Source organism: Pseudoroseomonas cervicalis, from assembly GCF_030818485.1.
Classification (GTDB): Bacteria; Pseudomonadota; Alphaproteobacteria; order Acetobacterales; family Acetobacteraceae; genus Pseudoroseomonas; species Pseudoroseomonas cervicalis_A.
Genome location: NZ_JAUTAJ010000002.1, coordinates 102,045 through 128,640 on the forward strand (window position 1 = coordinate 102,045; position 26,596 = coordinate 128,640).

Genomic DNA, 26,596 nt, shown 5'->3' on the forward strand with positions numbered 1-26,596 from the left:
CGCATGCTGCTGCTCCAGCTTTTCCTCAGCGGCCTGCAGACCGGCGCCATCTATGCGCTGACGGCGGCGGGATTCGCGCTGATCTTCGGTGCCACGCGCATCTTCCATGTCGCGCATGGCGCCGCCTTCGCCCTTGCAGGCTATGCCTTCCTCGCCAGCACCGAGGCGGGGCTGCCCTGGCTGTTCGGCATCCTGCTGGCGCTGGTGCTGGCCATCGGCTTCGGCCTGTTCATGGACGCGGCGATCTACCGGCCGATCCAGCGGCATGAAGGCTCCTTCTTCACCGTCTTCGTCGCCGCCTTCGGCATGTCGATCGTGATGCAGAGCCTGATCGAGCTGGGCTTCGGCCGCGGCTTCGTGGTGGTCTCCACCCCGCTGACGCGGGCGCGGGAGGTGCTGCCGGGCCTCTACCTGGCCGATGTCTTCTGGGTGGCGCTTGGCACGGCGCTGCTGCTCTTCGCGGCGGTGACGCTGTTCCTGGAGCGCAGCCGCGCCGGCACCGGCCTGCGCGCCCTGTCGGAAAATCCCGAGCTGCTGCGCGCCTTCGGCCTGTCCTCGCGCCGGCTGTCGATGCTGGCCTTCGCGCTGGGCTCGGCGTTGGTGGTGCCGGGCGCGGTGCTGACCGCCATCACCTCCGGCCTGCAGCCGGCGATCGCGGCGCAGGTCATGCTGGTCAGCCTGGCGGCCGCCGTGGTGGGCGGCATTGGCAGTCTGCGCGGCGCGGCACTGGCCGGGCTGCTGCTGGGCGTCGTCGAGAATCTTGTCGTCGCCGTGCTGGACACGCAATGGAGCGCGGCGGCCGGCTTCGTGGTGCTCTTCGCCTTCATCCTGTTCAGGCCGAGCGGTCTGTTCGGCCAGGCGGTGGCAAGATGATCGCCTATCTGCTGAACCTGGCGACGCTGGCCACCATCTTCGGCATCCTGGCCGCCAGCCTCAACCTGCTGATCGGCTATGCCGGCATCTTCAGCATCGCCCATGCGGTGTTCTTCGGCCTGGGCGCCTATGCGGGCGCGCAGCTGGCCCTGCTCTGGGTTCCGGATGTGCTGCTGGCCTGCCTGGTGGGTGCGGCGCTGTCCGGCGCGCTGTCGCTCTGCCTGGCGCTGCCGGCGCTGCGCGTGCGCGGCGAGTATTTCGTTGCCGCCAGCCTCGGGCTGCAGATGATGGCCGTCACCGTCTTTTCGGAAGCGCATGCGCTGACCGGCGGGCATGGCGGGCTGGTGGGCATCCCGCCGGCGACGCTGCTCGGCCTCGACCTCGCCGATCCGGCGCGCTTCCTGGCCCTCTGCCTGGTCTTGCTGGGCGGCGCGCTGCTGCTGATCCGCCTGCTGATGCGCGGCAGCTTCGGCCGTGCGCTGATGGCCATCCGTGACAGCGAAAGCGCGGCCGAGGCCTTCGGCAAGGATGTGCGGGCGCTGAAGACGCTGGCCGTGGCGCTGGGCTGTTCCCTGGCCGGCGTCGCCGGCGCGCTCTTCGCCTTCTACATGGCCTTCGTCAATGTCGAGAGCTTCACGCTGGAACAGTCGATCCTGGTGATGGCCATGGTCATCATCGGCGGCACGGCGACGCTGGCCGGGCCGCTGATCGGCGTGCTGCTGCTGCTGCTGTTGCCGGCGGGGCTCTCCTTCCTGCCCTTCATCCCGCCGACGCAGATCGGCGCGGTGCAGCAGCTGGTCTATGGCCTGGCCATGGTGCTGCTGATGATCTATCGCCCGGCGGGTCTCGCCGGCCTCGCCACGGGGCGCCGCTGATGCAGCCCGCCCCGCTCAGCGTGCGCGGCCTCGACAAGCATTTCGGCGGCGTCGCCGCGGTTCAGAAGGTCGATCTGGAGCTGCGCCCCGGCATCACCACCGCCCTGGTCGGCCCGAACGGCGCCGGCAAGACCACCGTCTTCAACCTGATCACCGGCCATATCGCTCCCGATGCGGGGGAGGTGCTGCTGGATGGGCAGGATGTGCGCGGCGTCGCGCCGCATCGCCTGGCGCGGCGCGGCATCGCCCGCTCCTTCCAGGATCTGCGCCTGTTTGCGCGGATGAGCGTGCGCGACAATGTGCGCGCCGCGATCGAGCCCGTCTCCTGGTTCTGGCAGCCCGGGGGCCGCAAGGCCGCCGCCGCGCGGGAGGAGGCCGTGCAGCAGGCGCTGGAACGCACGGGCCTTGCCGGCCTGGCCGAGGCGCGCGCCGCCGACCTCGCCTATGCCGAGCGCAAATTCCTGTCCGTTGCCCGCATCCTGGCGACGGGCGCGCGCATCTGGCTGCTGGACGAGCCCGCCTCCGGCCTCGACCCGCAATCGCGCGCCCGCTTCGTGCGGCTGGTGCGGGAGGCGGTGGCCGAGGGTGTGACCATCTGCCTGATCGAGCACAATCTGGACATCGTCACGGAACTGGCCGACCGCATCGCCTTCCTCGACCGCGGTGCCAAGCTGGCGGAGGGCGAGCCGCAGGCCATCCTGCGCGACCCGAAGCTGATCGCCATCTATTTCGGGGAGCGCCGGACATGAGCGGCATCGCTGTTCCCGCGCTCGCCATGCAGGGCCTCGCCGCCGGCTATGGCGGGCGCGAGGTGCTAAGCGGCCTCGACCTTGCCCTGCCGCAGGGCGAGGTGCTCTGCCTGGTCGGCCATAATGGCGCCGGCAAGTCGACGCTGATGAAGCTTCTCTTCGGGCTGCACGCGCCCTCGGCCGGCGAGATCCGTCTGCGCGGCACGCCGCTGCGGCCCCGGCCGGAGGCGATGGCGCGCGAGGGTGTCGCCTATGTGCCGGAGGGCAGGGGCGTCTTCCCCGGCCTCAGCGTGCGCGAGAATTTCCTGCTGGCGCTCTGGTCCGGTGGGCTGGAGGGGGCGGAGGCCGAGGCGCGCACCGAGGAGGTGCTGACCATCCTGCCGCGCATCCGTGAATTCTGGACGCGCCGCGCCGGCACCCTCTCGGGCGGGCAGCAGCAGATGGTCTCGGTCGGGCGCGCGCTGCTGTCGCGCCCCTCCATCCTGCTGCTGGACGAGCCCTCGATCGGCCTGGCGCCGAAGACCTTCCAGGATCTGATGGCGCCGATCCGCGCAAGGCAGCAGGAGACGGGCATGTCGATCCTGCTGGTGGAGCAGAATGTCGGCGAGGCCTTCGCCGTCTCCGACCGTGTCGCCGTGATGAAATCCGGCCGCGTGATCTTCGAGGGCGTGCCCGCCGACCTCGCCGACACCGCGCGGCTGATGGACATGTTCTGAAGGAGCCCAAGCATGCTGTTCCACGTCGCCATGCAGGTGCGCCTGCCGCCCGACATGCCGGCCGACCGCGCCGATGCGCTGAAATCGCGCGAGAAGGCGGTGGCCCAGGAGATCCAGCGCCAGGGCAAATGGCCGCATCTGTGGCGCGTCGCCGGCCGCTACGCCAATATCTCGATCTTCGACGTGGCGGACAATGACGAGCTGCACGGCCTGCTCTCCAGCCTGCCGCTGTTTCCCTATATGGACATCACGGTGACGCCGCTGGCGCAGCACCCCTCGGCCCTGCCGGCGGAGGCGCGGACATGAGCGGGATGCGCATCCTGGCCGAGGGGCTGCGTTTCCCCGAGGGCCCCGTCGCCTTCGCCGATGGCAGCGTGGCGCTGGTGGAGCTGGAGGCGAAGCGCATCACCCGCATCGCCGCGGATGGGGCGAAGAGCACCATCGCCACCGTCGATGGCGCGCCGAACGGGCTGGCGGTCGGTTCGGATGGCGCGCTCTATCTCTGCAACAATGGCGGCTTCGCCTGGCATGAGGAGGAGGGGCTGCTGCGCCCCTCCGGGCAGGCGGCCGATTATTCCGGCGGGCGGATCGAGCGCATCGACCCCGCCACCGGCGCCATCACCCGGCTTTACGACAGCTGCGACGGCGTGCCGCTGAAGGGGCCGAACGATTTGGTCTTCGACGGCAAGGGCGGCTTCTGGTTCACCGATCTCGGCAAGGTGCGGGCGCGCGACCGCGACCATGGCGGTGTCTACTGGGCGGCCGAGGATGGTTCGCGCATCGTCGAGGCCGCCTATCCGGTCTTTGGCGGCGGCAATGGCATCGGCCTGTCGCCGGATGGCGAAGTGCTCTATGTGGCGGAGACCGAGACCGGGCGGCTCTGGGCCTGGGACATTCTGGGTCCCGGGCGGCTGCGCAAGGCGCCCTGGCCCAGCGTGCATGGCGGGCGGCTGCTCTGCCAGTTTCCGGGCTTCCGGCGGCTGGACAGCCTGGCCGTCGCCGCCTCGGGCAATGTGGTGGTGGCCACATTGGTCAGTGGGGAGATCACCACGGTCTCGCCGGCCGGGGATATTCTGGAGGTGGTGACGATGCCCGACCGCATGCCCACCAATATCTGCTTCGGCGGGGCGGATCTGCGCACCGCCTATGTGACGCTGTCCACCACCGGGCGGCTGGCGGTGCTGCCCTGGTCCGAGCCGGGGCTGCACCTGGCCTATGGCTGAGATGACGGAGAGAGCCGTGACCGAAAGAACCCTGCCCCCGCTGCCGCAGGCGCGGCTGCCCCAGGCCCAGGTGCCGGGGCTGATGCATCGCCGGGTGGGGGAGATCGTGGTCAGCGCCGTCAGCGACGGTTTCCTGAACGGCTCCAACGCCACGCTGCAGAACATCGCGCAGGAGGAGGTGGCGGCCATGCTGGTCGGCGCCTTCCGCCCGACGCCGCGGCGCACCGCCATCAACACCTTCCTGGTCTGGTCGGCCGGGCGGGTGGCGCTGATCGACACCGGCTGCGGCCCGCATCTGCAGCCCTCCGCCGGCAAGCTGTTTGCCCATCTGGCGGCCGCCGGGGTGCCGCCGGAAGCGGTGGACACGGTGCTGATGACGCATCTGCACCCCGACCACGCCAATGGCCTGACCGATGTGCATGGCGAGGCGCTGTTCCCGCATGCCGAGCTGGCGCTGCACGAGGCCGAGCTGGCCTATTGGCGGGACGAGGCCGCCGCCGCCCGCGCCGCCGCCAGCGGCCAGGGCGTGCCCTATTTCGCCGCCGCCCAGGCGCAGCTCGCCCCCTATCGCGACCGGCTGAAGCCCTTCGTCGATGGGGCGGCGCTGTTCCCGGGTGTCACGGCGGTGCATCTGCCCGGCCATACCCCCGGCCATTGCGGCTTCCGCATCAGCTCGGGCCAGGAGCAGCTGCTGATCTGGGGCGACATCGTGCATGTGCCGGAGGTGCAGGTGCCGCGCCCCGAGGTGACCATGCAATTCGATGTCGAGCCGGAGCTGGCCATCGCCACGCGCCGCCGCGCCTTCGACATGGTGGCGCGTGACCGGCTGCTGGTGGCGGGCATGCATCTGCACTTCCCGGGCTATGCGCATCTGCTGCGCGAGGGCCAGGGCTATCGCCTGCTGCCCGAGGCCTTCCGGCTGGAGTTCTGAGCCGGCGGGCGCGGCAAAGTGAAGCCCGCGCCCCTGGCCCGCCGGCCCTGGCCAGGGCTAGGCCGTGGGCATGACCATCGACGAGGCGGCTGGCCCGGCCGTCCCCCCGCCCGCTTCTCCTCCGCCGCCCAGGGCAGCACCCTCGGCCGGGCCGTTGATGCTCGGCCTGCTGCTTCTGCTGCTGCTGACCGGGCCGTTCGGCTGGCTGGCCGCCCTTGGCGCCGGCATCGCGCTCTGGGCGCTGCTGCCGCAGGCGCTGGCCGTGCTGGGCATGGGCACGCTGTATCTGCTGGCCGGGCAGGGGCCGCCGGGTGGGCGTGGCTGGGGCGCCCTGGCCTGGGGCGGCGGCGGCGCCTGCGTGGCGGCTGTGCCGGTCGCGCTGGCCCTGGTCGTCTTCCCCTGGCTGGAAGACCGGCTCATGCCCCTTCTGCCCCGGCTGCTCACCCTGGCGGATCTGGCCTGGCTGGCGCTGGTCGCCGCCGCGCCGCTCTGGCTGCCGGGGCGGGCGCGCTGGGCGGGGCCGCTGCTGGCCCTGGCCACCGGCACCTCCTGGCTGGTCGCCATGCCGACGGGCCTGCTGCTGGGCGTGTCGGAGGGCGGGATCCTGGCCTTGCCGCTGTTCCTGCTGGGCCTGGCGGGGGGCGTTTTTCTGGTGCTGGGCCTCGGGCTGATCCTGGCCGCGCCACCCTGGGCGCTGCGGCATCGCTGGCCGGTGTGGCGCAGCCTGTCGGCCTTGGCGCTGCTGCTCATGGCGCTGCGCCTGCTGGTGATCGCCGCCGGCTGGCGGCCCTTCGGCAGCTGACAGGCCGGTCCCGCGTTGACTTTGCCGCGGACCGGGGCGACCCCATCTGCAACCGGAGCGGCAGCAGGAGAGGATGAATGGCGGAGACCGTCACGCGGCTGATCGGCGATATCGGCGGCACCCATGCGCGTTTCGCGCTGTGCAATCCGGGCGGCCCGCCGCGCGAGGAGCGCAAGCTGCTGGTGGCCGAGCATGCCGGTCTGGTCGAGGCGGCCGCCGAATATCTGCAGGGGCGGCGGGTGCAGGAGGCGGTCTTCGCCGTCGCCACCCCGGTGCTGGGCGATGAGGTCGCCTTCACCAACAGCTCCTGGCGCTTCTCCATCCGCGCCGCCGAGGCCGCGCTGGCGGTGGACCGGCTGGTCATCATCAATGATTTCGTGGCCCAGGCCTCGGCCGTGCCGCTGCTGCAGGGCGAGGATCTGGCGCCGCTGAAGCAGGGTCCGGTCCGCGATGGCGCGCCGCGGCTGGTGATCGGGCCGGGCACCGGCCTCGGCGTCGCCTTCCTGATCGACCAGGGCGGCCGGCCCCGCGTGCTGCCAAGCGAAGGCGGCCATGCCTCCTTCGCGCCGCAGGATGAGGAACAGGACGCGCTGCTGCGCCATCTGCGACAGCACCATGGCGGGCATGTCTCGGCCGAGCGCGCCGTCTCCGGCCCCGGCCTGCTGGCCATCGCGCAATATCTCGCGGCCCAGGCGGGGGAGGGGGCGCCGCGCTTCGCCGACCCGCATGACGTCTCGGCCGGGGCCGAGCGCGGCTGCCCGGTCAGCCTGCAGGCCATTTCGCTGTTCTGCGGGCTGCTGGGCGGGGTGATGGGCAATCTGGCGCTGTCGCTGCTGACCGAGGGCGGCGTCTATCTGACCGGCGGCCTGGCCCGCGCCCTGCGCCCGCTGCTGGATCGCGACGCGCTGCAGCGCGGCTTCACCGGCAAGGGCCGCTTCGGCACGCTGCTGCAGCGCATCCCCATCACCCAGGTGGTGCGGCCGCATACCGGGCTGCTGGGGGCCGCCGCCTACCATCTCTGATCGGCCGCCGGCCCGGCTTGCGCATCGGCGCGGCCGGGCCATCATGCGCGCCTCATCCCCGGCACTTCAGGGGAGGCAGGAGGTTGGCATGACGTCTTATCTGTTCACCGGCGGCCCGGTCCTCGACCCGCGCCAGGGCGTGCTGCGCGAGGGGCTGGAGGTGCTGGTGGAGGGCGGGCGGATCCGCGAGGTGTCCGACACCCCGATCCGCAGCCCCAGCGCCGAGCGGGTCGAGCTGCGCGGCCGCACCCTGATGCCGGGGCTGATCGACGCGCATGTGCATGTCATCGCCTCGCAGGTCGATCTGGCCGCCAATGCCATGCAGCCTTCCTCGCTGGCGACTCTGCGCGCGGCGAAGGTGATGCGCGGCATGCTGCTGCGCGGCTTCACCACGGTGCGCGATGTCGGCGGTGCCGATGCGGGCCTGGCCCAGGCGGTGGAGGAAGGGCTGGTGGAGTCGCCCCGCCTGGTGGTCTGCGGCAAGGCGCTGAGCCAGACCGGTGGACACGCCGATCTGCGCCCGCGCTTCGACGACCGGCCGGGCATGTTCGCCGAGCGGGTCGGCGCGCTGGGCCGCGTCTGCGATGGCGTCGATGCGGTGCGGCAGGCGGCGCGGCAGGAGCTGCGGGCGGGCGCGCAATTCATCAAGGTGATGGCCAATGGCGGCGTCGCCTCGCCCTCCGACCCGATCCATGCGCTGGGCTATTCGCGCGAGGAGCTGATCGCCATCGTCGAGGAGGCGGCGAATTTCGGCACCTATGTCTCGGCGCATCTCTACACCGACGCGGCGATCCGCCGTGCCGTCGAATGCGGCATCCATTCGCTCGAGCATTGCAACATGATCACGGCGGAGACCGCCGGCTTCGCGGCGGAGAAGGGTGCCGTCGCGGTGCCGACGCTGGTCACCTATGAGGCGCTGGCGCGCGAGGGCGCCTCGCTCGGGCTGAAGCCGGATTCGGTCGCCAAGATCGAGACGGTGCGGCGCTCCGGCCTCGAATCCCTCTCGATCATGCGCGAGGCGGGGCTGGCCATGGCCTATGGCTCCGACCTGCTGGGCGAGATGCACAAATACCAGCTGCTGGAGTTCGAGCTGCGCGGACGGGTGATGCCGGCGGCCGAGGTGATCGCCAGCGCCACCATCGTGGCGGCGAAGCTGTGCGGGCTGGAGGGCGAGGTGGGCGAGATCATCCCCGGCGCCAGCGCCGACCTGCTGGTGATCGAGGGCGACCCGCTGCGCGATCTCGGCCTGCTGCACCGGGAGGAAGGCGCGCTGAAGGCGATCCTGCGCGAGGGTCGTTTCGTTCACCGCATCGATTGATGCGGCGAAGCATGGCTTGAACCGGGCCGCGCCAACAACTCCGGAGCCGAAAGGTTCCGGAGTTTTTGTTTGATTTTTTCTGAGAGAGATGACCGCTTTTTATTGGCCGCATGCTGAAAACATGGCGGTGGTCAAGCCGTTCTTCCTGGCACAAGGCCCCGAAAGAGGGGCCATGACCATAAGGGAGACCAGCATGCGCTCCACGACCACGGCTTTTGCCCTTGCGGCAGCCCTTCTGGCGGCGCCGGCCGCGATGGCCCAGGCGACGGGCGGCACCGGCACGGCGGGCTCGCCCGAGGCGCCGCGCGGCGGCGGCACGACGATGCAGCAGGGCACGCCCGGCACGGGTGCGACCGGCGCGGCCCCGGCCCCCGGCATGAATCCGGCGCCGGCCGATGGCAGCCGCACCGAGCGGCCCAGCACCGGCGGCGCCAACGCGCCCGGCACCGACAGCCCGCCCACCACCACCACCCCGGCCCAGGGTGCCAACAGCTTCACCGAGGGCCAGGCGCGCAGCCGCATCGAGGCCGCCGGCTACACCGATGTCCGCGACCTGCGCAAGGACGACCAGGGCGTGTGGCGCGGCCGCGCGATGCGCAACGGCACCCAGGCCGATGTCGGGCTGGACTTCCAGGGCAATGTGGTGACCGGGAACGCGCCGGCGCGCTGATCGCGCGCCGCGTCCCCTCACCCTGACAGAAAGGCATTCCCCATGAACAACAGGACGATCACCCGCCTGTTCGACACGCGCGACCATGCCCTGGCGGCGGTGCGCGATCTCGAGGCCGCGGGCTTCAACCATGATGATGTCGGCGTCATCGCCAACAATCATGACGGCCACTATTCCAGCACCGTCGATCCGCGCCCCGGCGTCGATCCGGTGACGGAGGATCGCTCGGTCGAGAAGACCAAATCCGGCGCCGGCATCGGCGCGACGCTGGGCACCGTGGTCGGCGGCGGCGCCGGCCTGGCGGCGGGGCTGGGCGCCCTGGCCATTCCGGGTATCGGCCCGATCGTGGCGGCGGGCGCGCTGGTCGCGGCGCTGACCGGCGCCGGCGCCGGTGCGGCGGCGGGCGGCCTGATCGGCAGCCTGACCGGCGCCGGTGTCAGCGAGCGCGAGGCGCCCGTCTATGCCGAGGGCATGAAGCGCGGTGGCAGCATGGTGGTGGTGCGCACCAATGATGCGCGCGCCGCCGAGGCCGAGGCCATCCTGGCCCGCCACAACCCGGTCGATGTCAATGCGCGCGAGGCCGAGTATCGCGCCGGCGGCTGGGAAGGCTATCGCGACGAGCCGCATGCGGCAGATCTGCCCGGCACCCCGGCCGGCCGCAGCTTCACCGCCCCGGGCGTGAGCACCCCTGACCGCCGGATCTGATCCCGGCGGCAGGGCGGCACAGGGCACTGTCACCGCGGCGGAGCGATCCGCCGCGGGGGCGGTGCCCTGGCGCCTGCGCGGCTAGAACATGTTGTCCCGCACCAGCGCCCGCAGCAGGCGGATCGCATCCGGCGTGTCGTTCAGGCAGGGGATAACGGTCAGCGTCTCGCCACCGGCCTCGAGGAACTCCTCGCGCAGCTCGTGGCCGATCTCGTCCAGCGTCTCGATGCAATCGGACAGGAAGCCCGGCGTGATCACCGCGACCCGGGTGATGCCGCGCTTCGGCAGGCTGGTGATGCGCTCATCCGTATAGGGTTCCAGCCAGGGCTCGCGGCCGAAGCGGGACTGGAAGGTCATCGGGAAGTCCCGCGCCGTCAGGCCGAGCGAAGCGCGCAGCGCCCGCATGGTGCGGTTGCACTCCGCCGGATAGGGATCGCCCGCCTTGACATAGCGGCGCGGCAGCCCGTGGAAGGAGGCGACCAGCAGCTGCGGCGCCTGCGGCAGGGTTGCCAGCGTCTCGCGCACCGATTTCGCCAGACCCTCGATATAGAGCGGATGATCGGGGAAGGGCGGCGCGATGCGGATGGTGGGCTGGCGCCGCATGCGCATCAGCGCGCGGAACACCTGGTCGTTTACCGTCGCCGTGGTGGTGGCGCTGTATTGCGGGTAGAGCGGCACCACCAGGATGCGGTCGCAGCCCTGGTCCTGCATCGCCTCCAGCTTTTCCGCGATGCTGGGGCGGCCATAGCGCATGGCCCAGTCGATCAGCGGGCCGTCCTCCGGGAAGGCGTGCTGCAGCTTCTCCGCCTGGCTGCGGGTGAAGCTGCGCAGCGGCGATTCATCCAGCGCCGTGTTCCAGATGCGGCGATAGGCCGCGCCGCTGCGGAAGGGGCGCGTCGTCAGGATGACGCCCTGCAGCAGCGGCTGCCAGAGCAGCGGATTGATCTCGATGACGCGCCGGTCGGAGAGGAATTCCGACAAATAGCGCCGCACATCCCAGTAGCGCGTGGAATCGGGCGTTCCGAGATTGACCAGCAGCACGCCGCTGCGCCCGGTCTCGCTGGCCGCGCGCCGCAGCGGGCGGGGCGGGGTGGCGGAGAGGAAGCTCATGCGAAGAGATCCGCCGGGCTGTCGGCGCGCAGCTCCGCGCCCAGCGCCGCGCCGAGGCGCGCGGCATCGGCCGCGGACCCGCTGATCCGGCGGCGCAGCAGGAAGGTGCCGTCCTCCCGCGCCACCAGCCCGGTCAGCCGCAGCGCGCCGCTGCCATCCAGCACGGCATGGGCGCCGACCGGCGTGCGGCAGGAACCTTCCAGCGCCGCCAGCAGGGCACGCTCGGCGGCCGCGGCCAGGCGGGTCTCTGCATGGTCGATGGCTGCCAGCCGCTCGCGCAGCGCGTCATCCCCCGCGCGGGCGGTGACGGCGATGACACCCTGGCCGGCCGCCGGCAGCATCTCCTCCGGGGAGAGCACCCGGGTGGCGCGGGCGGCGAGGTCCAGCCGCTTCAGCCCGGCCATGGCCAGCACCGTCACGGCGAAATCGCCCTGTTCCAGCCGGCCCAGCCGCGTCTGCACATTGCCGCGCAGCAGGCCGAAGCGCAGATCCGGGCGCAGATGCCGCAGCTGCGCCGCCCGCCGCGCCGAGGCGGTGCCGATGCGCGCCCCCACCGGCAGGAAGCCCAGCGGCAGGGCGCGCTCCTCCGGCGGGCAGGCGGGGGCCAGCAGCAGCGCGTCGCGCGCATCCTCGCGCGGCAGGCAGGCGGCGATGACCAGGCCGGGCGGCAGCTCGGTCTCCAGATCCTTCAGGCTGTGCACGGCGAAATCGACCCGGCCGTCCAGCAGCGCCTCATGGATCTCCTTGGCGAACAGGCCCTTGCCGCCCAGCTCCGCCAGGCGGCGGCGCTGCTCGGCATCGCCGCTGGTGGAGAGCGGCACCGGCAGGGCGCGCGCCTCGCCCAGCGCCGCCAGCACCAGCGCCGTCTGGCGCAGCGCCAGGGGGGAGGCGCGGGTGCCGGCGCGCAGCGGCGCGGCGCCGGCGCGCAGGGGGCGGCGCGGACGCGACGGGATGGTCACCGCCGCGCCGGGCGCGGCATGCTGCAAGGCGGCGGACATGGGCGGCTCCAGGCAGGTCAGAGGCCGGGGAGGGGCTGCGGGCCGGCGAAGTATGGCCGGCCCGCCCCCGTGCGGCGCGGCGGCAGGGGTATCAGTGGCCGCCGCGCCCCGGAGGGTGGAAGGGGCGCGCCGCGCCCCCTCCGCATCGGGTCACTCGGCGGCCTGCGCGTTGGTCGGCGCGGAATCCGCTTCCGGCTGCAGATGCTTCAGCGCCTCGGCCACACCGGCGGCATAGGCCGGGTCCACCTTCTCGAAATGCCCGAGCTGCCGGTCGATGATGAATTGCGGCACGCCCTGCATGGCGCCGGCGATATTCTTGAACAGCCGCTGCTGCTGCTCGGCGCCGAGCAGGTGGAACAGCGCGCGGGGCTGGCTGTAATCGTCATTGCCCTCGCGGTGGTTGTAGCGGTCGGCATCGCCGGTGATGCGCAGCGGCGGCTCCTGGGCGGATTTCGCCTCGACCGGGCCGTTGAAGGAGTTCGGCTCGTAATAGGCATCCGTCCCCACCGGCGCGTCGAAGCGCATGGCGCCATCGGCGTGGTAGTGATGCACCTGCGCCTTCGGGCGGTTCACCGGCAGCGCCTCGTAATGCGTGCCGACGCGGTAGCGATGCGCATCCGCATAGGCGAAGATGCGGCCCTGCAGCATCTTGTCCGGCGAGAAGCCGATGCCGGGCACGATGTTCGAGGGCGAGAAGGAGGATTGCTCGATCTCGGCGAAATAGTGCTTGGCGTTGCGGTTCAGCTCGAGGATGCCGACCTCGATCAGCGGGTAGTCGGCATGCGGCCAGACCTTGGTCAGGTCGAAGGGGTTGTAGGCGGTCTTCTCCGCATCCAGCTCCGGCATGATCTGCACGCACATGCGCCAGCGCGGGAATTCGCCCCGCTCGATCGCCTCGTACAGGTCGCGCTGCGAGCTCTCGCGGTCATGCGCGATGACGGCGTTGCCCTCGTCATTCGTCCAGGTCTTGATGCCCTGCATGCACTTGAAGTGGAACTTCACCCAGTAGCGCTCGCCGGCATCGTTCCAGAAGGAGAAGGTGTGGCTGCCATAGCCGTTCACGAAGCGGTAGCCCTGCGGCAGGCCGCGATCGCTGAACAGGATGGTCACCTGGTGCAGGCTCTCGGGCGAGAGCGACCAGAAATCCCACATGGCGGTCGGCGAGCGCATATTGGTCGCCGGGTGGCGCTTCTGGGTGCGGATGAAATCGGGGAACTTCACCGGGTCGCGGATGAAGAAGACCGGCGTGTTGTTGCCGACGAGGTCCCAATTGCCCTCCTCGGTGTAGAATTTCAGCGCGAAGCCGCGCACATCGCGCTCGGCATCGGCCGCGCCGCGCTCGCCGGCGACGGTGGAGAAGCGCAGCAGAACCTCAGTCTGCTTGCCGATGCCGTCGAACAGCTTCGCCTTGGTGTATTTCGTGATGTCGTTGGTGATGGTCAGGGTGCCATAGGCGCCGGAGCCCTTGGCATGCACCACGCGCTCGGGGATGCGCTCGCGGTTCTGGTGCGCCAGCTTCTCGATCAGCTGGTAGTCCTGCAGCAGCAGCGGGCCGCGCGGCCCGGCGGAGAGCGAATTCTGGTTGTCGGGCACCGGGGCGCCGGCGGTGGTGGTCAGGGTCGGGCGCTGGGTCTCGGACATTTCTGGCAGCTCCTCTGGCAGGGGTGCGAACTGACTTAACAGCCTCGCTTCGATCGGTTAAATCGATCTTGTATTTTCGTGCGATAGGGAAAACCGAAGAATGCCGGCCCCCCCTTCGACGCTCGCAGGCCTGTCCCTGCGCGACCTGGAATATGCCGTGACCGTTGCGGAAATGCGACATTTCGGTCGTGCCGCGGAGCGCTGCGGCGTCAGCCAGCCGGCGCTGTCCGAGCAGATCCGCAAGCTGGAGGCGCTGCTGGGCGTCGCCCTGTTCGAGCGCGCCGCCCGCCGGGTGGAGGTGACCCCGCAGGGCGAGGCGCTGCTGGCCCAGGCCCGGGCGGTGACGCGCGCCGCGCGCGGGCTGCTCGACCTGGCCCAGCAGCAGGCCGAGCCGCTCTCGGGCCCGCTGCGACTGGGGGTGATCGCGACCCTCGGCCCCTATTACCTGCCCGGCGTGCTGCGCGCGGTGCGCGACCGCTTCCCCCGGCTGGTGCTGCGGCTGCAGGAGGGGCGCACCGCCGCCCTGGTGGCGGCGCTGGAGCAGGGCGAGCTGGATGCGGCGCTGATCGCCCTGCCGGCGCCCTCCGACAGCCTGGCCGCCGCGCCGCTCTTCTTCGAGCCCTTCCTGCTGGCCTGCCCGCAGGGGCATGGGCTGCTCGACCAGCCGGAGCTGACGCTGGCCGATCTGCGCGGTAGCGACCTGCTGCTGCTGGAGGAGGGGCATTGCCTGCGCGACCAGGCGCTCTCCCTCTGCGCCGTGCCGCGCGGCGAGCGCGACAGCCGCTTCGCCACCAGCCTGGAGATGCTGCGCCACATGATCGCCGCCGGGGAGGGGATCTCCCTGCTGCCGCAGCTGGCGGCGCAGGGGCGCAGCGATCTGGGCGGGCTGGTGGCGCTGCGCCGGCTGGAGGATGCCGAGGCCGGGCGGCGCATCGGCCTGGTCTGGCGCGGCACCGACCCGCGTCGGGAGAGTTTTCGCGCGCTGGCCGGCTTCCTGCGCGAGACGGCGCCGCTGCCGCCGGCGCCCGATGGCGTCCCCGGCTGAGCGCGATTCCACCTGTCCTCATTGTGAATATGACAGTTTTGTTGCATTGAAGGGTCCGCCAGCTCAACGCGCCGCCCCCCGAGGGCGGAGAGGGGGGAAGACCCATGAACACGATCTCGCTGCGCCGCGCCCTGCTGGGTGCCGGCTTTGTCCTGGCCGCCGGCCTGGCGGCCAAGCCCGCCGCCGCCCAGGGCAGCCTCAACATCTACTGCTCGGCGCTGGTCGAATGGTGCCAGGCGGCGGCCAATGCCTTCGCGCGTGAGACCGGCATCCGCGTCAACATGTCGCAGAAGGGCAGCGGCGAGGTGCTGGCGCAGATCCGCGCCGAGGCGCAGAACCCGCGCGGCGACATCTGGTATGGCGGCACCGGCGACCCGCATCTGCAGGCGGCCGAGGACAATCTGAGCGCCGAGTACCGTTCCCCCCTGCTCGACCAGCTGCATGACTGGGCGCAGAAGCAGGCGCGCGATTCCCAGTATCGCACGGTCGGCATCTATGCCGGCGCGCTGGGCTTCGGCTTCAACACCGAGCTGCTGGCCCGCCGCGGCATCACGCCCCCCGCCTGCTGGCGCGACCTGCTGACCGGGCCCTTCCGCAACGAGATCCAGATGGCCAACCCGCAATCCAGCGGCACCGCCTATGTGATGATCGCGACCATGGTGCAGGTGATGGGGGAGGAGCCGGCCTTCGACTATCTCCGCCAGCTGCACCGCAACATCAATGCCTATCCGCGCAGCGGCACGGCGCCGGTCAAGGCGGTGGCGCGGGGCGAGACGGGGGTCTCCATCTCCTTCGTGCATGACGTGGTGACCGAGCGGCTGGGCGGCTTCCCGGTGGGCTATGCGGTGCCCTGCGAGGGCACGGGCTACGAGATCGGCTCCATGTCGATCATCCGCGGCGCCCGCAATGAGCGCAATGCCCGCCGCTTCTATGACTGGGCGCTGTCGCCCGAGGGCCAGCGCGTCGCCGCCGAGGCGAAATCCTTCCAGACGCCGTCCAACCGCAACACCCCCGTGCCGGCCGAGGCGCCGCAGATGAGCCAGATCCGCCTGATCGACTACGACTTCGCCAAATACGGCACCAGCGCGGAGCGGCGGCGGCTGATCGAGCGCTGGGACCGCGAAGTCAACAGCCTGCCGCGCTGATCCGACCATGCGCGCAGCCGGCCTGTCCGGCGCGGCGATCACCCTGGTCGCCGCGCTGCTCCTGCCCTGGTACCTGCTCCAGGACGGGATCCTCACGACTCCCCTGGCCGGCTTCGCCTGGCTGAACGACCCCGATTACGCCCCGGCCCTGGGCCAGGCGCTGAGCCAGGGCCGCTGGTGGCTCTGGCCCGCGGTGCTGGCCCCGGCGCTGGCGCTGGCGGCGGGGCTCGCCCCCCTGCCGCGTGCCCGCCGCGCCGATCTCTATCTGTTGGCGGGCGGGCTCGGCCTGCTGCTTCTGGTGGCGCAGGGCGAGGCCATCGGCGTGCGCGGCTGGAACCATGCCTGGCTGGAAGGCCTGTTCGGCCCGATGGAGGACCGGCAATTCGGCATCGGCTGGGGCGGCGCCGTCGTGGCGCTGGGCCTCTGCCAGGTGCTGGCGGCGGGGCTGGCCGGGCGCGGCGCCTTCCGCGGCGATGCCTTCACCGCCAGCGCGGCGGTGGCCATCGGCGTCGGCGTGCTGCTCTTCACCTTCCTGCCCATCGCGGCGCTGCTGGGCGATGCCTTCCGCGACCCGGCGGGCGCCTTCAGCCCGCTGGCCTCGGCGCCGCGGCTGCTGGATGACCGGCTCTGGGGGCTGGGCTGCCTGGCGGGCGCGCCGCGCTGCGGCGTGGTGTGGAACACCGTCTTCCTGGCCACGCTGGTGGGCTTCGGCACCACCGCCCTCGGCCTCGCCTTCGCCCTGCTGGTCACCCGCGGGCGGCTGCGCTACGCGGCGCCGCTGCGCTGGCTGACCGTGCTGCCCATCGTCACGCCGCCCTTCATCCTGGGCCTCGGGCTGATCCTGATCTTCGGCCGCTCCGGCCTGGTCTCGCTGGCGGCGGCCAACTGGTTCGGCATCGAGCTCGGCCGCTGGATCTATGGCCTGCCGGGCCTGCTGCTGGCGCAGCTCTTCGCCTTCACCCCGATCGCCTTCCTGGTGCTGATCGGCGTGGTCGAGGGGCTGTCGCCGACGCTCGAGGAAGCGGCGTCGATGCTGCGCGCCTCGCCGGAGAAGACCTTCCGCACCGTCACCCTGCCGCTGCTGATGCCGGGGCTGGCCAATGCCTTCCTGCTCGGCTTCATCGAGAGCATCGCCGATTTCGGCAATGCCGTGGTGCTGGGCGGCAGCTTCAACGTGCTGGCCACCGAGATCTTCTTCGCGGTGGTCGGCGCCCAGGCCGATCCGGGCCGGGCGGCGGCGCTGTCGCTGGTGCTGCTGGCGCTGGCCTGCCTGATCTTCATCGCGCAGCAGCGGCTGACAGGCGGCCGCAAATCCTTCGTCTCGATCGGCGGCAAGGGCGATTCCGGCCTGCCGCCGGCGCTGCCGCCGCGCATCCGCCGGCTGTGCCTGTCCCTGGCGCTGCCCTGGGCGGGGCTGACCATCGCGCTCTATGTGCTGGCCATCTCCGGCGCCTTCGTCGAGATCTGGGGCCGCGACTACACGCCGACGCTGCGCCACATGGTCAAGGCCTTCGACTTCGAATGGGCGGACGGGCTGCAGCTGACCGGCATGGCCTGGAACAGCGTGCTGACCACGCTGGAGCTCTCGGCCATCGCCGCCCCCATCACCGCCATGCTCGGCATCCTGGCGGCCTGGCTGTTCAGCCGCACCCGCTTCGCCGGGCGGGGCGTCCTGGAATTCGCGACCCTGCTCTCCTTCGCCGTGCCCGGCACGGTGATCGGCGTCGCCTATCTGCGCGCCTTCAACCTCCCCCCGCTGGAGCTGGCGGGGACGGGGGCGATCATCGTGCTCTGCTTCATCTTCCGCAATCTGCCGGTGGGCTTGCGCTCCGGCATGGCGGCGATGGCGCAGATCGACCGCTCGCTGGACGAGGCCTCGCACACGCTGGGCGGCGGTGGCATGGACGCCTTCCGCCGCGTGCTGATGCCGCTGCTGCGCCCCGCGCTGATCGCCGGCCTCACCTACGCCTTCGTCCGCGCCATGACGACGATCAGCGCGGTCATCTTCCTCGTCACCGCCGAGACCGAGCTGGCGACCGTCTTCATCGTCAACCGCGTCATCAATGGCGATTACGGCCTGGCCATTGCCGTCGCCGTCGCGCTGATCGTGCTGATGCTGGCCGTGCTCGGCCTGGCGCAGCTGGCGGTCGGCCGCCGCCGCATCGGCCGCCGCGCCGCCACTCCCGTTGCAGGAACCGCCGCATGAGCCGCGCCGCCGAGATCCGCTTCAACAACGTCGTCAAGCGCTTCGGCACGGCGACCGCGGTGCGGAACGTGTCCTTCACCATCCCCGCCGGGCAGCTCTGCACGCTGCTCGGCCCCTCGGGCTGCGGCAAGACGACAATCCTGCGCATGGTGGCCGGGCTGGAATACCCGACCGAGGGCCAGGTGATGATCGGCGGCCGCGACGTCTCCGGCCTGCCGCCGGCCGAGCGCGACGTCTCCATGGTGTTCCAGTCCTACGCGCTGTTCCCGCATATGAGCGTGCTGGAGAATGTCGCCTATGGCCTGACCGTCTCCGGCCGCCCGAAGCGGGAGGCGATGGAGGCGGCGAAGGCCGCGCTGAACTCGGTGGGGCTGGCCGGTTTCGACGCCCGCCTGCCCTCCGAGCTGTCGGGCGGCCAGCAGCAGCGCGTCGCGGTGGCGCGCGCGCTGGTGCTGGAACCCTCCGTGCTGCTGTTCGACGAGCCGCTCTCCAATCTCGACGCTCGGCTCCGCCGCCACATGCGCGAGGAGATCCGCGAGCTGCAGCAGCGCCTCGGCGTCACGGTGGTCTATGTGACGCATGACCAGAGCGAGGCGCTGGCGATCAGCGACAAGATCATCGTCATGAACAATGCGGTGATCGCGCAGGAGGGCACACCCTCCGAGCTCTATGAGGCGCCGCGCAACGCCTTCGTCGCCGGCTTCATCGGCGATGCCAACCAGCTGCCGGTGACGATCGGCCGCATCGAGGGCGAGCTGGCCGAGGTGGTGCTGGGCCAGGCGCGGCTGATGCTGCCGCATCGCGGCCGGGCCCCGGGTGCCGCGCAGGTGGCGCTGCGGCCCGAGGCGGTGCGCCTGCTGCCCCCCGATGCGCCGGAGGCCGCGACCACCGGCCGCGTCGCCAAGGCCGCCTATCTCGGCGGCATCATGGAGTACACGGTGGAGACGAAGCTGGGCCCGGTCTTCATCACCGCGCCGGCGTCAGGCCCGCATCTGGCGGCGGGCGATGCGGTGGGCATCGGCGTCGGTGGCAGCGGCATCGCCGTGCTGGCGGAGTGACGCGCCGGGCGGGGGCGCCGCACGCCCCCGCCCCGCTCACGGCCAGGCGCGGAGAATCTCCTCCGTCGCCGCGGCCTCGATCTGCTGGCCGAAGCGCTCCTGGTAGAGCGTCAGCAGCGCGTCATGCGTGCGGTCGGAGGAGGAGCAGATAGCATCCACCGGCACCACCACGCGATAGCCGCGATCCACCGCGCCCAGCACGGCGGCCAGCACGCAGACATCCGTCTCCGCCCCGCTGATGATCAGCGTGTCCACGCCCCGCTCCTGCAGCAGCGTCTCCAGCCCGTCCTCCAGCCAGGGCGAATACACCGTCTTGTCGATGACCGGCGCCGGCGGGGTGAAGCGGCGCAGGCTGGGCAGCAGCTCCACCGCGTCCGGCGGCAGCGCCTGCAGCGTCATCTGCGGCCAGTTCTCGTAGTAGCGGCGCCAGGCGCCCTTGCCCTCGCCGGGGCGGGGCTGCGGGATGAAGCGGGTGAAGATGGTCTGCGCCGGCTGCGCCTCCGCCAGCCGCTCCACCACCGGCAGCACACGCGCCATCCAGGGCGTGTGCCAGGCGGAGCCTTCGGCGAAGAGGTTCTGCATGTCGACGCAGAGATGGTGGCAACGCGCCCCCAAGGGGCCGTAGCGGAGCCCGCGTTTCGCGGCCATGATGTGCCCTCCCGGTTGGTGACCAGGAGGCCAACGCCTCAGGCCTCGGGCACGTTGCGGCGCAGCTCCTCCAGCCAGATCTCCGCATTGCCATCGGACGGCGCGCGCCAATCGCCGCGCGGCGAGAGCGAGCCGCCCGCCACCACCTTCGGCCCGTTCGGCAGGGCCGAGCGCTTGAACTGCGCGAAGCCGAAGAAGCGCTGCAGGAACACCTCCAGCCAATGGCGGATGGTGGCCAGGTCGTAGGTGTTGCGCCGCTCCTCCGGGAAGCCCGGCGGCCAATGGCCGCGTGCCGCATCGCCCCAGGCCTGCAAGGCCAGGAAAGCGATCTTCGAGGGCCGGAAGCCGTAGCGCAGCGTATAAAACAGATGAAAATCCTGCAGTGCATAGGGGCCGATCTTGGCCTCGGTGCTCTGCAGCGCCTGGCTTTCGCCATCGGCCGGGATCAGCTCGGGCGAGATCTCCGTCTCCAGGATCGCCTGCAGCGTCGTGCCGACCTCCGCCGAGAACTGGCCGGACTGGATCACCCAGCGGATCAGATGCTGGATCAGCGTCTTCGGCACGCCGGCATTGACGTTGTAATGCGACATCTGGTCGCCCACGCCATAGGTGCACCAGCCCAGCGCCAGCTCCGACAGGTCGCCGGTGCCGAGCACCATGCCGCCATGCCGGTTGGCGGCGCGGAACAGATAGTCGGTGCGCAGCCCGGCCTGGACATTCTCGAAGGTCACGTCATAGACCGGCTCGCCCTGCGCGAAGGGATGGCCGAGATCGGCCAGCATCTGCCGGGCCGCGGGGCGGATATCCAGCTCATGCGCGGTGACGCCAAGGCTCGCCATCAGCGCATGCGCATTGGTCTTGGTGCCGGCGCTGGTGCCGAAGCCGGGCATGGTATAGGCGATGATGTCGCTGCGCGGCCGCCCCATCACATCCATCGCGTGCGCCGCGACGATCAGCGCCTGGGTCGAATCCAGCCCGCCCGAGACGCCGATGATGATCTTGCGGTTGCGCGTCGCCTGGCAGCGCTGCACCAGCCCCGCGACCTGGATGTTGTAGGCCTCGTAGCAATCCTGGTGCAGCCGCGCCGCATCGGCGGGCACGAAGGGGAAACGCTCCAGCGCGCGCAGGAAGCCGATATCGCCCTGCGGCGGGTCGAGGCGGAAGGCAATCTCGCGGAAGGGAGCGCCGAAGCCGCGGCGGTTGTCGTCGAAAGTGCCCTGGCGCGACCGCTCCTGCCGCAGCAGGTCGAGATCGATATCGGCCAGCACCATCTGCTCGCCCTCAGGGAAGCGCTCGCTCTCCGCCAGCACCGCGCCATTCTCGAAGATCGAGACCTGGCCGTCCCAGGCGAGGTCGGTGGTGGATTCGCCGGCGCCGGCGGCGGCGTAGAGATAGGCGCCGAGGCAGCGCGCCGATTGCGACTGGCAGAGCAGCCGCCGCGTCTCCGCCTTGCCCACGGTGATGTTGCTGGCCGAGAGATTGGCCAGCACCACGGCGCCGGCCAGCGCCGCCTGCGAACTGGGCGGGATCGGCACCCAGAAATCCTCGCAGATCTCGGCATGGATGGTGAGGCCCGGCACATCCTCGGCGCGGTAGATCAAATCGCCGCCGAAGGGCACCTCCTGCCCCAGCAGGCGGATGCTGCCCGCCATGCCCTGGCCGGAGGCGAAATGCCGGTGCTCGTAGAATTCGCGGTAGTTCGGCAGATGCTGCTTCGGCGTGACGCCGAGCAGCCTGCCGCCCTGCATGGCCACGGCGCAATTGTAGAGCCGCCCCTGGTGGCGCAGCGGCGCGCCCACCAGCAGCAGCGGCCGCAGCCCCGCGCTCTCCGCCAGCATGGTGGCCAGCGCCTGCTCCACCGCGTCCAGCAGCGTGTCCTGCAGCAGCAGATCGTCGATGGCGTAGCCGGACAGGCCCAGCTCCGGGAACACCACCAGCGCCGCGCCCTGCTCATGCGCGCGGCGGGCGGCCTCCAGCATGGCGGCGGCATTCGCCGCCGGATGGGCGATGCTGCAGCGCGTGGTGCAGGCGGCGACGCGGGCGAAGCCGTGGCGGTAGAGGGAGAGGAAGCTCATGCCCCAAGGATGGGGCGCGCCGCGCCCGCCGTCCAGCTTGGCCGCGCTTCTATCGCCAGGAGGAATCGTCGCGCGGCAGGCGCCGCTCGTCATCGACCAGGCGCAGGCTGTGCGGCGCCGCCTCGCCCCAGTCCCAGAAGACGGCATTCACATCCTCGGGCGTGGCGCCGGGGGCGTAGCTCGGCACCAGGATGGCGGCGATGCCGGCCTCGCGCAGCCGCCGGGCCAGGCGCCAGCTCGGCGGCTCGATGCCGCGATCGGCCAGATCCTCCCAGGCGCAGGCGAGATCGCCAGGGCGGATGCCATGCGCCTCTCGCGTGGCCGGGTCGGTCAGGTCCAGCACGTCGTCGCATTCGGCGCGATAGGCGCAAAGTGTCAGCGGCTGGGCCTTGAAGGCGAAGCCCTGCTGCGCCTCGCGCCAGGCGGTCTCGAAGCGCAGCGAGGTGTAGAGGGCGGCCATACCGCGCGGGTTGAAGCGCCCGCCATACCGCGCCGCCCCGGCACCCGAGAGCGGGTCGAAGGACCAGCGCGGATGATGCGCGCGGTAGACCGTGGCGGAGAGCAGCACGCCGCGGTCAGGCGTAGCCGCCGACCGCCATCCGGTCGAGATAGCGCTTCACCGCCTCGGCCCGGCCTTCCTTCACCAGCGCCTCGGCGGTCTGGTCGCCGAAGGAGGGCAGGGGCTGCGCCCGGTACCAGGCGAAGGCCTGGGCGGTGGAGCCGGCCCAGGGGCGGACGCGGTTGATGATCTCCACCATGTCGCGCAGCCGGGACTGGGTGGCGCCGGCCTTCAGCCGCGCCAGCTTGGAGACGGCGTCGCGCGACAGGCCGGCGACCAGCGCCAGCTCCACCTTGGTGATGCGGAACTGCTCCACCAGGCGGTCGGCGGTGATGTAGCCATCCGGCCCCATCACCTCGGCGATGAACCGCGGATCCATCCGCACTGCCTCAACAGATGTCCCATTCATGGGGCAGATGATGGGGCGGCGAGGCCGCCGCTTCAAGGGTTTTCGGCGGCGGCCGCGCCCTCAGGGGCGGAGGGCGGCGGCGTAGCGCGGCAGCAGCGCCTCCTCCGTCGCCAGGAAGGGGATGCCATAGACCGCCTCCAGCCGCGCCGGCTGGAACACGGCCTCCGGCGGGCCCTCGGCCACCAGCCGGCCCTGCTCCAGCAGGGCGACGCGGTCGGCGACGTAGCGCGCCTCGTTCAGGTCGTGCAGCACGATCAGCACTGCCAGCCCCTCCGCCGCCAGCTCGCGCAACAGGCGCAGCAGCTGGGCGCGATGGCCGGCATCCAGGCTGGCCGTCGGCTCGTCCAGCAGCAGCGCCGCCGGCCTTGCCATGCCGGAGAGCTGCGCCAGGGCGCGGGCGATCTGCACCCGCTGCTGCTCGCCGCCCGAGAGCCGCCCATAGGGCCGTTCCGCCAGATGCGCGATGCCGGCGCGGGCCATGGCCTCGGCCACCGCCGCGCGGTCCTGGCGCATCGCCCCGGTGCCGTGCCAGGGCAGCCGGCCGAGGGCCGCCACCTCCGCCGCGCGCAGCGGGAAGGAGAGGGCGATCTTCTGGCTGACCACGGCGCGCCGCCGCGACAGCGCCAGCGGGTCCCAGGCGGCGAGGTCGCGCCCCTCCAGCCGCGCCGCGCCCGCATCGGGGGCCAGCTCGCCGGAGAAGAGCCGCAGCAGGGTGGATTTCCCGGCGCCATTGGGGCCGACCAGCGCCAGCACCTCGCCCGGGCGCAGCGCCAGGGAGACACCCTCCAGCAGCACCCTGCCGCCGCGCGACAGGCGGCATTCCTGCAGCCCGATCATGCCACCCCCCCGCGCCGCAGCAGCCACAGGAAGAAGGGCGCGCCGAGGAGGGCGGTGACGACGCCGATCGGCAGCTCGGCCGGGGCGGCCAGGCTGCGCGCGGCGAGGTCGGCCAGCACCAGCAGCGCGGCGCCGAGCAGGGCGGAGAGCGGCAGCACCAGCCGGTGATCCGCCCCCCAGGCCAGCCGCACCAGATGCGGCACGACCAGGCCCACGAAGCCGATCAGCCCGGTGAAGGCCACGCCGGCGGAGACGGCGATGGCGGCCAGCAGCGTCGCCTGGCGCTTCACCCGCTCCACCTTCAGGCCAAGATGGAAGGCCTCGGCCTCACCCAGCACCAGGGCGTTCAGCGGCCGGGCCAGGCGCAGCAAAGCGAGGGTCGGCAGCAGCACCAAGGCCAGCAGCACCGGCATCTGCGACCAGCGCGCGCCGGACAGGCTGCCCATGGTCCAGAAGGTGATGTCGCGCGCCTGGCGCTCATCAGCCATGAAGATCAGCATGCCGGTCAGCGCCGCGGCCAGGGCGTTCACCGCGACGCCGGCCAGCAGCAGCGTCGCCACCGCCGTCACCCCCTCGCGCCGGCCGAGGCGGATGATCAGCAGCGTGGCGCCGAGCCCGCCGGCGAAGGCGGCCAGCGGCAGCAGCCACAACCCGAGCAGCCCGCCGCCCAGCGCCAGCAGCGCGCCGCCGAAGACGATGGTGGTGACGGCGCCGAGCGCCGCCCCGGCGGAGACGCCGATCAGCCCCGGATCGGCCAGCGGGTTGCGGAACAGCCCCTGCATCACCGCCCCCGCCACGCCGAGCCCGCCGCCCACCATCATGGCCAGCAGCGCGCGCGGCAGGCGGATGATGGTGAGCACCGCCGCCTCCCGCTGCAGGGCGCGCGGCAGCGGGGCGAGGCCCAGCGCGTCCAGCAGCGTCGCCCAGAGCGCGGCGCCGGAGACCGAGGCGGGGCCGAGGGCGAGCCCGGCCAGCAGCGCCGCCAGCAGCGCCAGCACACCGAAGCCCCAGGCCCCGGCCCAGGGGTGGCGCCGCGCCAGGCGGGGCAGCGTCAGCCCCGGTACCATGGGCGCTCCGGCAGGGCGGGCAAGGCGAGGCCCGGATGCAGCAGGGCGGCAACCTCCCGCCGGGCGAGCGCGGCGCGCGGGCCGAAGGTGAGATGGCCGGAATCGATGGCGTGCAGCGCGCCGGCGGCAGCGGCCGGCGTCAAGGCCAGCGCGGGGTGGCCGAGCACGGCGGCGCGCCCACCGGCCTCGCCCAGCGCATGGGGCATCATCAGCAGCAGATCGGGCGCCAGGCTGGCGCCCATCTCGGCCGAGAGCGGGCGGTAGCCGCGGAAGCCGGTGACGGCGTTGATGCCGCCCGCCGCCTCGATCAGCGCCGCGGCATGGGTGGCCTCGCCCGAGACCAGGGGCGCGCCCTGGCCGGCGGAGAGCACGAACATCACCCGCGGCCGGCGCGGCAGCGCGGCGAGCGGCGCATCCAGCAGCGCCCAGTCGGCCGCGACGGCGCTGGCGAGGGCGGTGCCATCCTGCTCCAGCGCGGCGGCGGCGGCGCGGATTTTGGCGAGGGTGGCGGCGATGCCGGCGCCATCGGCCACGGTGACCACCGGCAGGCCGGAGGCGCGCAGCACCTCCACCGCCTGGGCCGGGCCGGCCTGGTCGGAGAGCAGCAGCAGGTCCGGATGCAGGCCGATGATGCCCTCGGTCGGCAGGGCGCGCAGATAGCCGACCTTGGGCAGGGCGGTGATGGCGGCGGGAAACAGGCTGCTGCTGTCCACCGCCACCAGCGTGCCCTGCTGGCCAAGGGCGCAGACGGTTTCCGTCATGGCGGGGCCGATGGCCACGACGCGGCGCGGCGGCACGGCCCGTCCGGGCCGCGCCGCCAGCAGCAGCGCCGCGCCGCCGGCCAGGAACAGCCGGCGGGGGGCGGTCATGCCGCCACCTCCTGCGCCGCATGCGGCTGGCGCGCCGCCGCCTCGGTGGCGAGGGCGCGCCATTCCGGCAGCTCCGCCTGGCCGGGCTTGCGGGCGCCGAACAGCATGGCGATGACCTCGCCCGCCGCGTCCAGCAGCTCGATCGAGGTGACGGCGCCATCCTCGGTGGGCTTGGTGACCAGCCAGGCCTCGGCCACGCCATCCTGGCGCAGATGCAGGTTGAAATCCGCATCCAGCACGTTGAACCAGCCGCCGCGCTCCAGCAGCCGCTGCACCGGGCCGGTGTGGATCTGGATGGCGCCGCGATTGCCGACGAAGACCATCACCGGCACGGCGCGCTCGGCCGCCAGGCGCAGCGCCTCGGCCGCCGCGGCCGGGGCCAGGCGGCGCGCCAGATCCTCGCCGGCGAGGCGGAAGGCCTGGCGGCGGCTGGCCTTGTGCCGGCGCAGCAGCGGGAAGAAATCATGCGTGTCGCGCAGCGCCAGCCAGTCGCTGCGCAGGCTGTCGCCATCCACCTCCGCCTCGGCCTTGGCCGCGACGGGGGCGGCCGGCTGCAGCGGCGGCATCGCGGCCGCCGGATCGGCGAAGCGGTCGACGAGCGACGCCCAGGCGATGCGGTCGGTGCCCTCGGCCGCGTAGATCTTGTGCACGGCCACGCCGCGATCATCGAAGATCTGGATCGAGGGCCGCTCCCCGCCGAGCGCGAAGCCATGCGTCCAGCTGCCGGGGAACAGCCGCAGATCGATCTCCGGCCCCAGCACCAGGATATGGCCGGGGCCGGAGGACACGTCGCGGAACTGGCCGTAGCGCTCATGCACGGCCATCTCGTTGCGGGTCAGCGCCATGATGCGGCCGAGCGCCGGCATGCCGCCGATCAGCGCGGCCCAGTCGGGCCGCAGCGGCGTGACGGGGCCGAGCGCGCCGCTGGCCAGCAGCGCCGCCTCGGTGGTGCCGAGGCGCGCCGCCGCGTCGCGGGCGCGCAGATGCGGGGTCTCGGCCCGCAGGGCCTGGAACCGCTCGAGAAGGCTGTGCATCGCTCTGTCTC

27 protein-coding genes are annotated in these 26,596 nt (G+C 72.0%); 16 read left to right on the forward strand and 11 right to left on the reverse strand.

The features are described from left to right. Positions 1–3 precede the first annotated feature (3 nt). From QE401_RS01115 to QE401_RS01170, 12 genes are all read left to right on the forward strand, one after another. A complete protein-coding gene (locus QE401_RS01115) occupies positions 4–873 on the forward strand; it encodes a branched-chain amino acid ABC transporter permease (RefSeq protein ID WP_307136411.1) in 870 nt (289 codons plus the stop codon). Continuing rightward, complete coding sequence (locus tag QE401_RS01120; protein ID WP_307136412.1) at positions 870–1,748, forward strand: branched-chain amino acid ABC transporter permease; 879 nt, start codon at positions 870–872, stop codon at positions 1,746–1,748. Before QE401_RS01115 ends, QE401_RS01120 begins: the two co-directional genes overlap by 4 nt. Beyond that, positions 1,748–2,497: an ABC transporter ATP-binding protein gene (locus QE401_RS01125; RefSeq protein WP_307136413.1), complete on the forward strand. Its 750-nt coding sequence runs from the start codon at positions 1,748–1,750 to the stop codon at positions 2,495–2,497. The genes QE401_RS01120 and QE401_RS01125 overlap by 1 nt, the downstream gene beginning before the upstream one ends. Continuing rightward, positions 2,494–3,213 (forward strand): ABC transporter ATP-binding protein, encoded by a 720-nt coding sequence (locus QE401_RS01130; RefSeq protein WP_307136414.1) that lies wholly within the window; start codon positions 2,494–2,496, stop codon positions 3,211–3,213. The genes QE401_RS01125 and QE401_RS01130 overlap by 4 nt, the downstream gene beginning before the upstream one ends. A 12-nt stretch (positions 3,214–3,225) precedes the next feature. Then, on the forward strand, positions 3,226–3,519 hold the full coding sequence (catC, locus tag QE401_RS01135; protein WP_307136415.1) for a muconolactone Delta-isomerase: 294 nt from the start codon (positions 3,226–3,228) through the stop codon (positions 3,517–3,519). Beyond that, positions 3,516–4,436, forward strand: a complete 921-nt coding sequence (locus tag QE401_RS01140) for an SMP-30/gluconolactonase/LRE family protein (protein WP_307136416.1) — start codon at positions 3,516–3,518, stop codon at positions 4,434–4,436. Before catC ends, QE401_RS01140 begins: the two co-directional genes overlap by 4 nt. A gap of 16 nt (positions 4,437–4,452) precedes the next feature. Then, the gene (locus QE401_RS01145) at positions 4,453–5,367 is read left to right on the forward strand and encodes an MBL fold metallo-hydrolase (RefSeq protein WP_307136417.1); all 915 of its coding nucleotides are present in this window, start codon (positions 4,453–4,455) and stop codon (positions 5,365–5,367) included. 157 nt (positions 5,368–5,524) lie between these two features. After that, complete coding sequence (locus QE401_RS01150) at positions 5,525–6,169, forward strand: hypothetical protein (protein WP_307136418.1); 645 nt, start codon at positions 5,525–5,527, stop codon at positions 6,167–6,169. Positions 6,170–6,246: 77 nt separating this feature from the next. Further along, complete coding sequence (glk, locus tag QE401_RS01155) at positions 6,247–7,191, forward strand: glucokinase (protein WP_307136419.1); 945 nt, start codon at positions 6,247–6,249, stop codon at positions 7,189–7,191. A gap of 88 nt (positions 7,192–7,279) precedes the next feature. After that, a complete protein-coding gene (locus QE401_RS01160; RefSeq protein WP_307136420.1) occupies positions 7,280–8,509 on the forward strand; it encodes a metal-dependent hydrolase family protein in 1,230 nt (409 codons plus the stop codon). Between the two features lie 193 nt (positions 8,510–8,702). Then, entirely contained in the window at positions 8,703–9,179 is a 477-nt protein-coding gene (locus QE401_RS01165) for a hypothetical protein (RefSeq protein WP_307136421.1), read from the forward strand. Positions 9,180–9,221: 42 nt separating this feature from the next. Beyond that, entirely contained in the window at positions 9,222–9,884 is a 663-nt protein-coding gene (locus tag QE401_RS01170) for a hypothetical protein (protein ID WP_307136422.1), read from the forward strand. Between the two features lie 81 nt (positions 9,885–9,965). On the opposite strand, the gene hemH is transcribed toward QE401_RS01170, so the two are convergent. From hemH to QE401_RS01185, 3 genes are all read right to left on the reverse strand, one after another. Next, positions 9,966–10,994: a ferrochelatase gene (gene hemH, locus QE401_RS01175; RefSeq protein WP_307136423.1), complete on the reverse strand. Its 1,029-nt coding sequence runs from the start codon at positions 10,992–10,994 to the stop codon at positions 9,966–9,968. Next, a complete protein-coding gene (hemC, locus tag QE401_RS01180; RefSeq protein WP_307136424.1) occupies positions 10,991–11,992 on the reverse strand; it encodes a hydroxymethylbilane synthase in 1,002 nt (333 codons plus the stop codon). The genes hemH and hemC overlap by 4 nt, the downstream gene beginning before the upstream one ends. 150 nt (positions 11,993–12,142) lie before the next feature. Next, positions 12,143–13,633, reverse strand: a complete 1,491-nt coding sequence (locus QE401_RS01185; protein WP_307136425.1) for a catalase — start codon at positions 13,631–13,633, stop codon at positions 12,143–12,145. A 100-nt stretch (positions 13,634–13,733) separates the two neighbouring features. Between QE401_RS01185 and QE401_RS01190 the strand changes: the two genes are divergently transcribed. The 4 genes from QE401_RS01190 (at position 13,734) to QE401_RS01205 (ending at position 19,087) form a co-directional block, all read left to right on the forward strand. Further along, entirely contained in the window at positions 13,734–14,678 is a 945-nt protein-coding gene (locus tag QE401_RS01190) for a LysR substrate-binding domain-containing protein (protein ID WP_307136426.1), read from the forward strand. A gap of 104 nt (positions 14,679–14,782) precedes the next feature. Beyond that, entirely contained in the window at positions 14,783–15,823 is a 1,041-nt protein-coding gene (locus QE401_RS01195; RefSeq protein ID WP_307136427.1) for an ABC transporter substrate-binding protein, read from the forward strand. A gap of 7 nt (positions 15,824–15,830) precedes the next feature. Continuing rightward, positions 15,831–18,029 carry an ABC transporter permease gene (locus tag QE401_RS01200; RefSeq protein ID WP_307136428.1) on the forward strand — a complete coding sequence of 733 codons (2,199 nt, stop codon included), beginning with the start codon at positions 15,831–15,833 and terminating at the stop codon, positions 18,027–18,029. Further along, positions 18,026–19,087, forward strand: a complete 1,062-nt coding sequence (locus QE401_RS01205) for an ABC transporter ATP-binding protein (RefSeq protein WP_307136429.1) — start codon at positions 18,026–18,028, stop codon at positions 19,085–19,087. Before QE401_RS01200 ends, QE401_RS01205 begins: the two co-directional genes overlap by 4 nt. 36 nt (positions 19,088–19,123) lie before the next feature. Here the strand turns inward: QE401_RS01205 and QE401_RS01210 are convergent, their stop codons facing one another. The 8 genes from QE401_RS01210 to QE401_RS01245 all read right to left on the reverse strand — a co-directional run bounded on the left by QE401_RS01210 (position 19,124) and on the right by QE401_RS01245 (position 26,585). Further along, complete coding sequence (locus QE401_RS01210; RefSeq protein ID WP_307136430.1) at positions 19,124–19,735, reverse strand: cysteine hydrolase family protein; 612 nt, start codon at positions 19,733–19,735, stop codon at positions 19,124–19,126. Between the two features lie 38 nt (positions 19,736–19,773). After that, positions 19,774–21,810: an NAD(+) synthase gene (locus QE401_RS01215; RefSeq protein WP_307136431.1), complete on the reverse strand. Its 2,037-nt coding sequence runs from the start codon at positions 21,808–21,810 to the stop codon at positions 19,774–19,776. 49 nt (positions 21,811–21,859) lie between these two features. Continuing rightward, on the reverse strand, positions 21,860–22,378 hold the full coding sequence (locus tag QE401_RS01220) for an RES family NAD+ phosphorylase (protein ID WP_307136432.1): 519 nt from the start codon (positions 22,376–22,378) through the stop codon (positions 21,860–21,862). Between the two features lie 7 nt (positions 22,379–22,385). Further along, positions 22,386–22,748: an antitoxin Xre/MbcA/ParS toxin-binding domain-containing protein gene (locus tag QE401_RS01225; RefSeq protein ID WP_271138375.1), complete on the reverse strand. Its 363-nt coding sequence runs from the start codon at positions 22,746–22,748 to the stop codon at positions 22,386–22,388. A 90-nt stretch (positions 22,749–22,838) separates the two neighbouring features. After that, positions 22,839–23,615 (reverse strand): heme ABC transporter ATP-binding protein, encoded by a 777-nt coding sequence (locus QE401_RS01230; protein ID WP_307136433.1) that lies wholly within the window; start codon positions 23,613–23,615, stop codon positions 22,839–22,841. Then, positions 23,612–24,682 (reverse strand): FecCD family ABC transporter permease, encoded by a 1,071-nt coding sequence (locus tag QE401_RS01235; RefSeq protein ID WP_307136434.1) that lies wholly within the window; start codon positions 24,680–24,682, stop codon positions 23,612–23,614. Before QE401_RS01235 ends, QE401_RS01230 begins: the two co-directional genes overlap by 4 nt. Beyond that, the gene (locus QE401_RS01240; RefSeq protein WP_307136435.1) at positions 24,667–25,551 is read right to left on the reverse strand and encodes a heme/hemin ABC transporter substrate-binding protein; all 885 of its coding nucleotides are present in this window, start codon (positions 25,549–25,551) and stop codon (positions 24,667–24,669) included. The genes QE401_RS01235 and QE401_RS01240 overlap by 16 nt, the downstream gene beginning before the upstream one ends. Beyond that, entirely contained in the window at positions 25,548–26,585 is a 1,038-nt protein-coding gene (locus QE401_RS01245) for a hemin-degrading factor (protein ID WP_307136436.1), read from the reverse strand. Before QE401_RS01245 ends, QE401_RS01240 begins: the two co-directional genes overlap by 4 nt. Positions 26,586–26,596 lie beyond the last annotated feature (11 nt).

Excerpts from the sequence above, each read along its gene's own strand:
- QE401_RS01115 (WP_307136411.1), top strand. The coding sequence starts at position 4 with ATGCTGCTGCTCCAGCTTTTCCTCAGCGGCCTGCAGACCGGCGCCATC.
- QE401_RS01120 (WP_307136412.1), top strand. The coding sequence starts at position 870 with ATGATCGCCTATCTGCTGAACCTGGCGACGCTGGCCACCATCTTCGGC.
- QE401_RS01125 (WP_307136413.1), top strand. The coding sequence starts at position 1,748 with ATGCAGCCCGCCCCGCTCAGCGTGCGCGGCCTCGACAAGCATTTCGGC.
- QE401_RS01130 (WP_307136414.1), top strand. The coding sequence starts at position 2,494 with ATGAGCGGCATCGCTGTTCCCGCGCTCGCCATGCAGGGCCTCGCCGCC.
- catC (WP_307136415.1), top strand. The coding sequence starts at position 3,226 with ATGCTGTTCCACGTCGCCATGCAGGTGCGCCTGCCGCCCGACATGCCG.
- QE401_RS01140 (WP_307136416.1), top strand. The coding sequence starts at position 3,516 with ATGAGCGGGATGCGCATCCTGGCCGAGGGGCTGCGTTTCCCCGAGGGC.
- QE401_RS01150 (WP_307136418.1), top strand. The coding sequence starts at position 5,525 with ATGCTCGGCCTGCTGCTTCTGCTGCTGCTGACCGGGCCGTTCGGCTGG.
- glk (WP_307136419.1), top strand. The coding sequence starts at position 6,247 with ATGGCGGAGACCGTCACGCGGCTGATCGGCGATATCGGCGGCACCCAT.
- QE401_RS01160 (WP_307136420.1), top strand. The coding sequence starts at position 7,280 with ATGACGTCTTATCTGTTCACCGGCGGCCCGGTCCTCGACCCGCGCCAG.
- QE401_RS01165 (WP_307136421.1), top strand. The coding sequence starts at position 8,703 with ATGCGCTCCACGACCACGGCTTTTGCCCTTGCGGCAGCCCTTCTGGCG.
- QE401_RS01170 (WP_307136422.1), top strand. The coding sequence starts at position 9,222 with ATGAACAACAGGACGATCACCCGCCTGTTCGACACGCGCGACCATGCC.
- hemH (WP_307136423.1), bottom strand. The coding sequence starts at position 10,994 with ATGAGCTTCCTCTCCGCCACCCCGCCCCGCCCGCTGCGGCGCGCGGCC.
- hemC (WP_307136424.1), bottom strand. The coding sequence starts at position 11,992 with ATGTCCGCCGCCTTGCAGCATGCCGCGCCCGGCGCGGCGGTGACCATC.
- QE401_RS01185 (WP_307136425.1), bottom strand. The coding sequence starts at position 13,633 with ATGTCCGAGACCCAGCGCCCGACCCTGACCACCACCGCCGGCGCCCCG.
- QE401_RS01190 (WP_307136426.1), top strand. The coding sequence starts at position 13,734 with ATGCCGGCCCCCCCTTCGACGCTCGCAGGCCTGTCCCTGCGCGACCTG.
- QE401_RS01195 (WP_307136427.1), top strand. The coding sequence starts at position 14,783 with ATGAACACGATCTCGCTGCGCCGCGCCCTGCTGGGTGCCGGCTTTGTC.
- QE401_RS01200 (WP_307136428.1), top strand. The coding sequence starts at position 15,831 with ATGCGCGCAGCCGGCCTGTCCGGCGCGGCGATCACCCTGGTCGCCGCG.
- QE401_RS01205 (WP_307136429.1), top strand. The coding sequence starts at position 18,026 with ATGAGCCGCGCCGCCGAGATCCGCTTCAACAACGTCGTCAAGCGCTTC.
- QE401_RS01210 (WP_307136430.1), bottom strand. The coding sequence starts at position 19,735 with ATGGCCGCGAAACGCGGGCTCCGCTACGGCCCCTTGGGGGCGCGTTGC.
- QE401_RS01215 (WP_307136431.1), bottom strand. The coding sequence starts at position 21,810 with ATGAGCTTCCTCTCCCTCTACCGCCACGGCTTCGCCCGCGTCGCCGCC.
- QE401_RS01225 (WP_271138375.1), bottom strand. The coding sequence starts at position 22,748 with ATGGATCCGCGGTTCATCGCCGAGGTGATGGGGCCGGATGGCTACATC.
- QE401_RS01230 (WP_307136433.1), bottom strand. The coding sequence starts at position 23,615 with ATGATCGGGCTGCAGGAATGCCGCCTGTCGCGCGGCGGCAGGGTGCTG.
- QE401_RS01235 (WP_307136434.1), bottom strand. The coding sequence starts at position 24,682 with ATGGTACCGGGGCTGACGCTGCCCCGCCTGGCGCGGCGCCACCCCTGG.
- QE401_RS01240 (WP_307136435.1), bottom strand. The coding sequence starts at position 25,551 with ATGACCGCCCCCCGCCGGCTGTTCCTGGCCGGCGGCGCGGCGCTGCTG.
- QE401_RS01245 (WP_307136436.1), bottom strand. The coding sequence starts at position 26,585 with ATGCACAGCCTTCTCGAGCGGTTCCAGGCCCTGCGGGCCGAGACCCCG.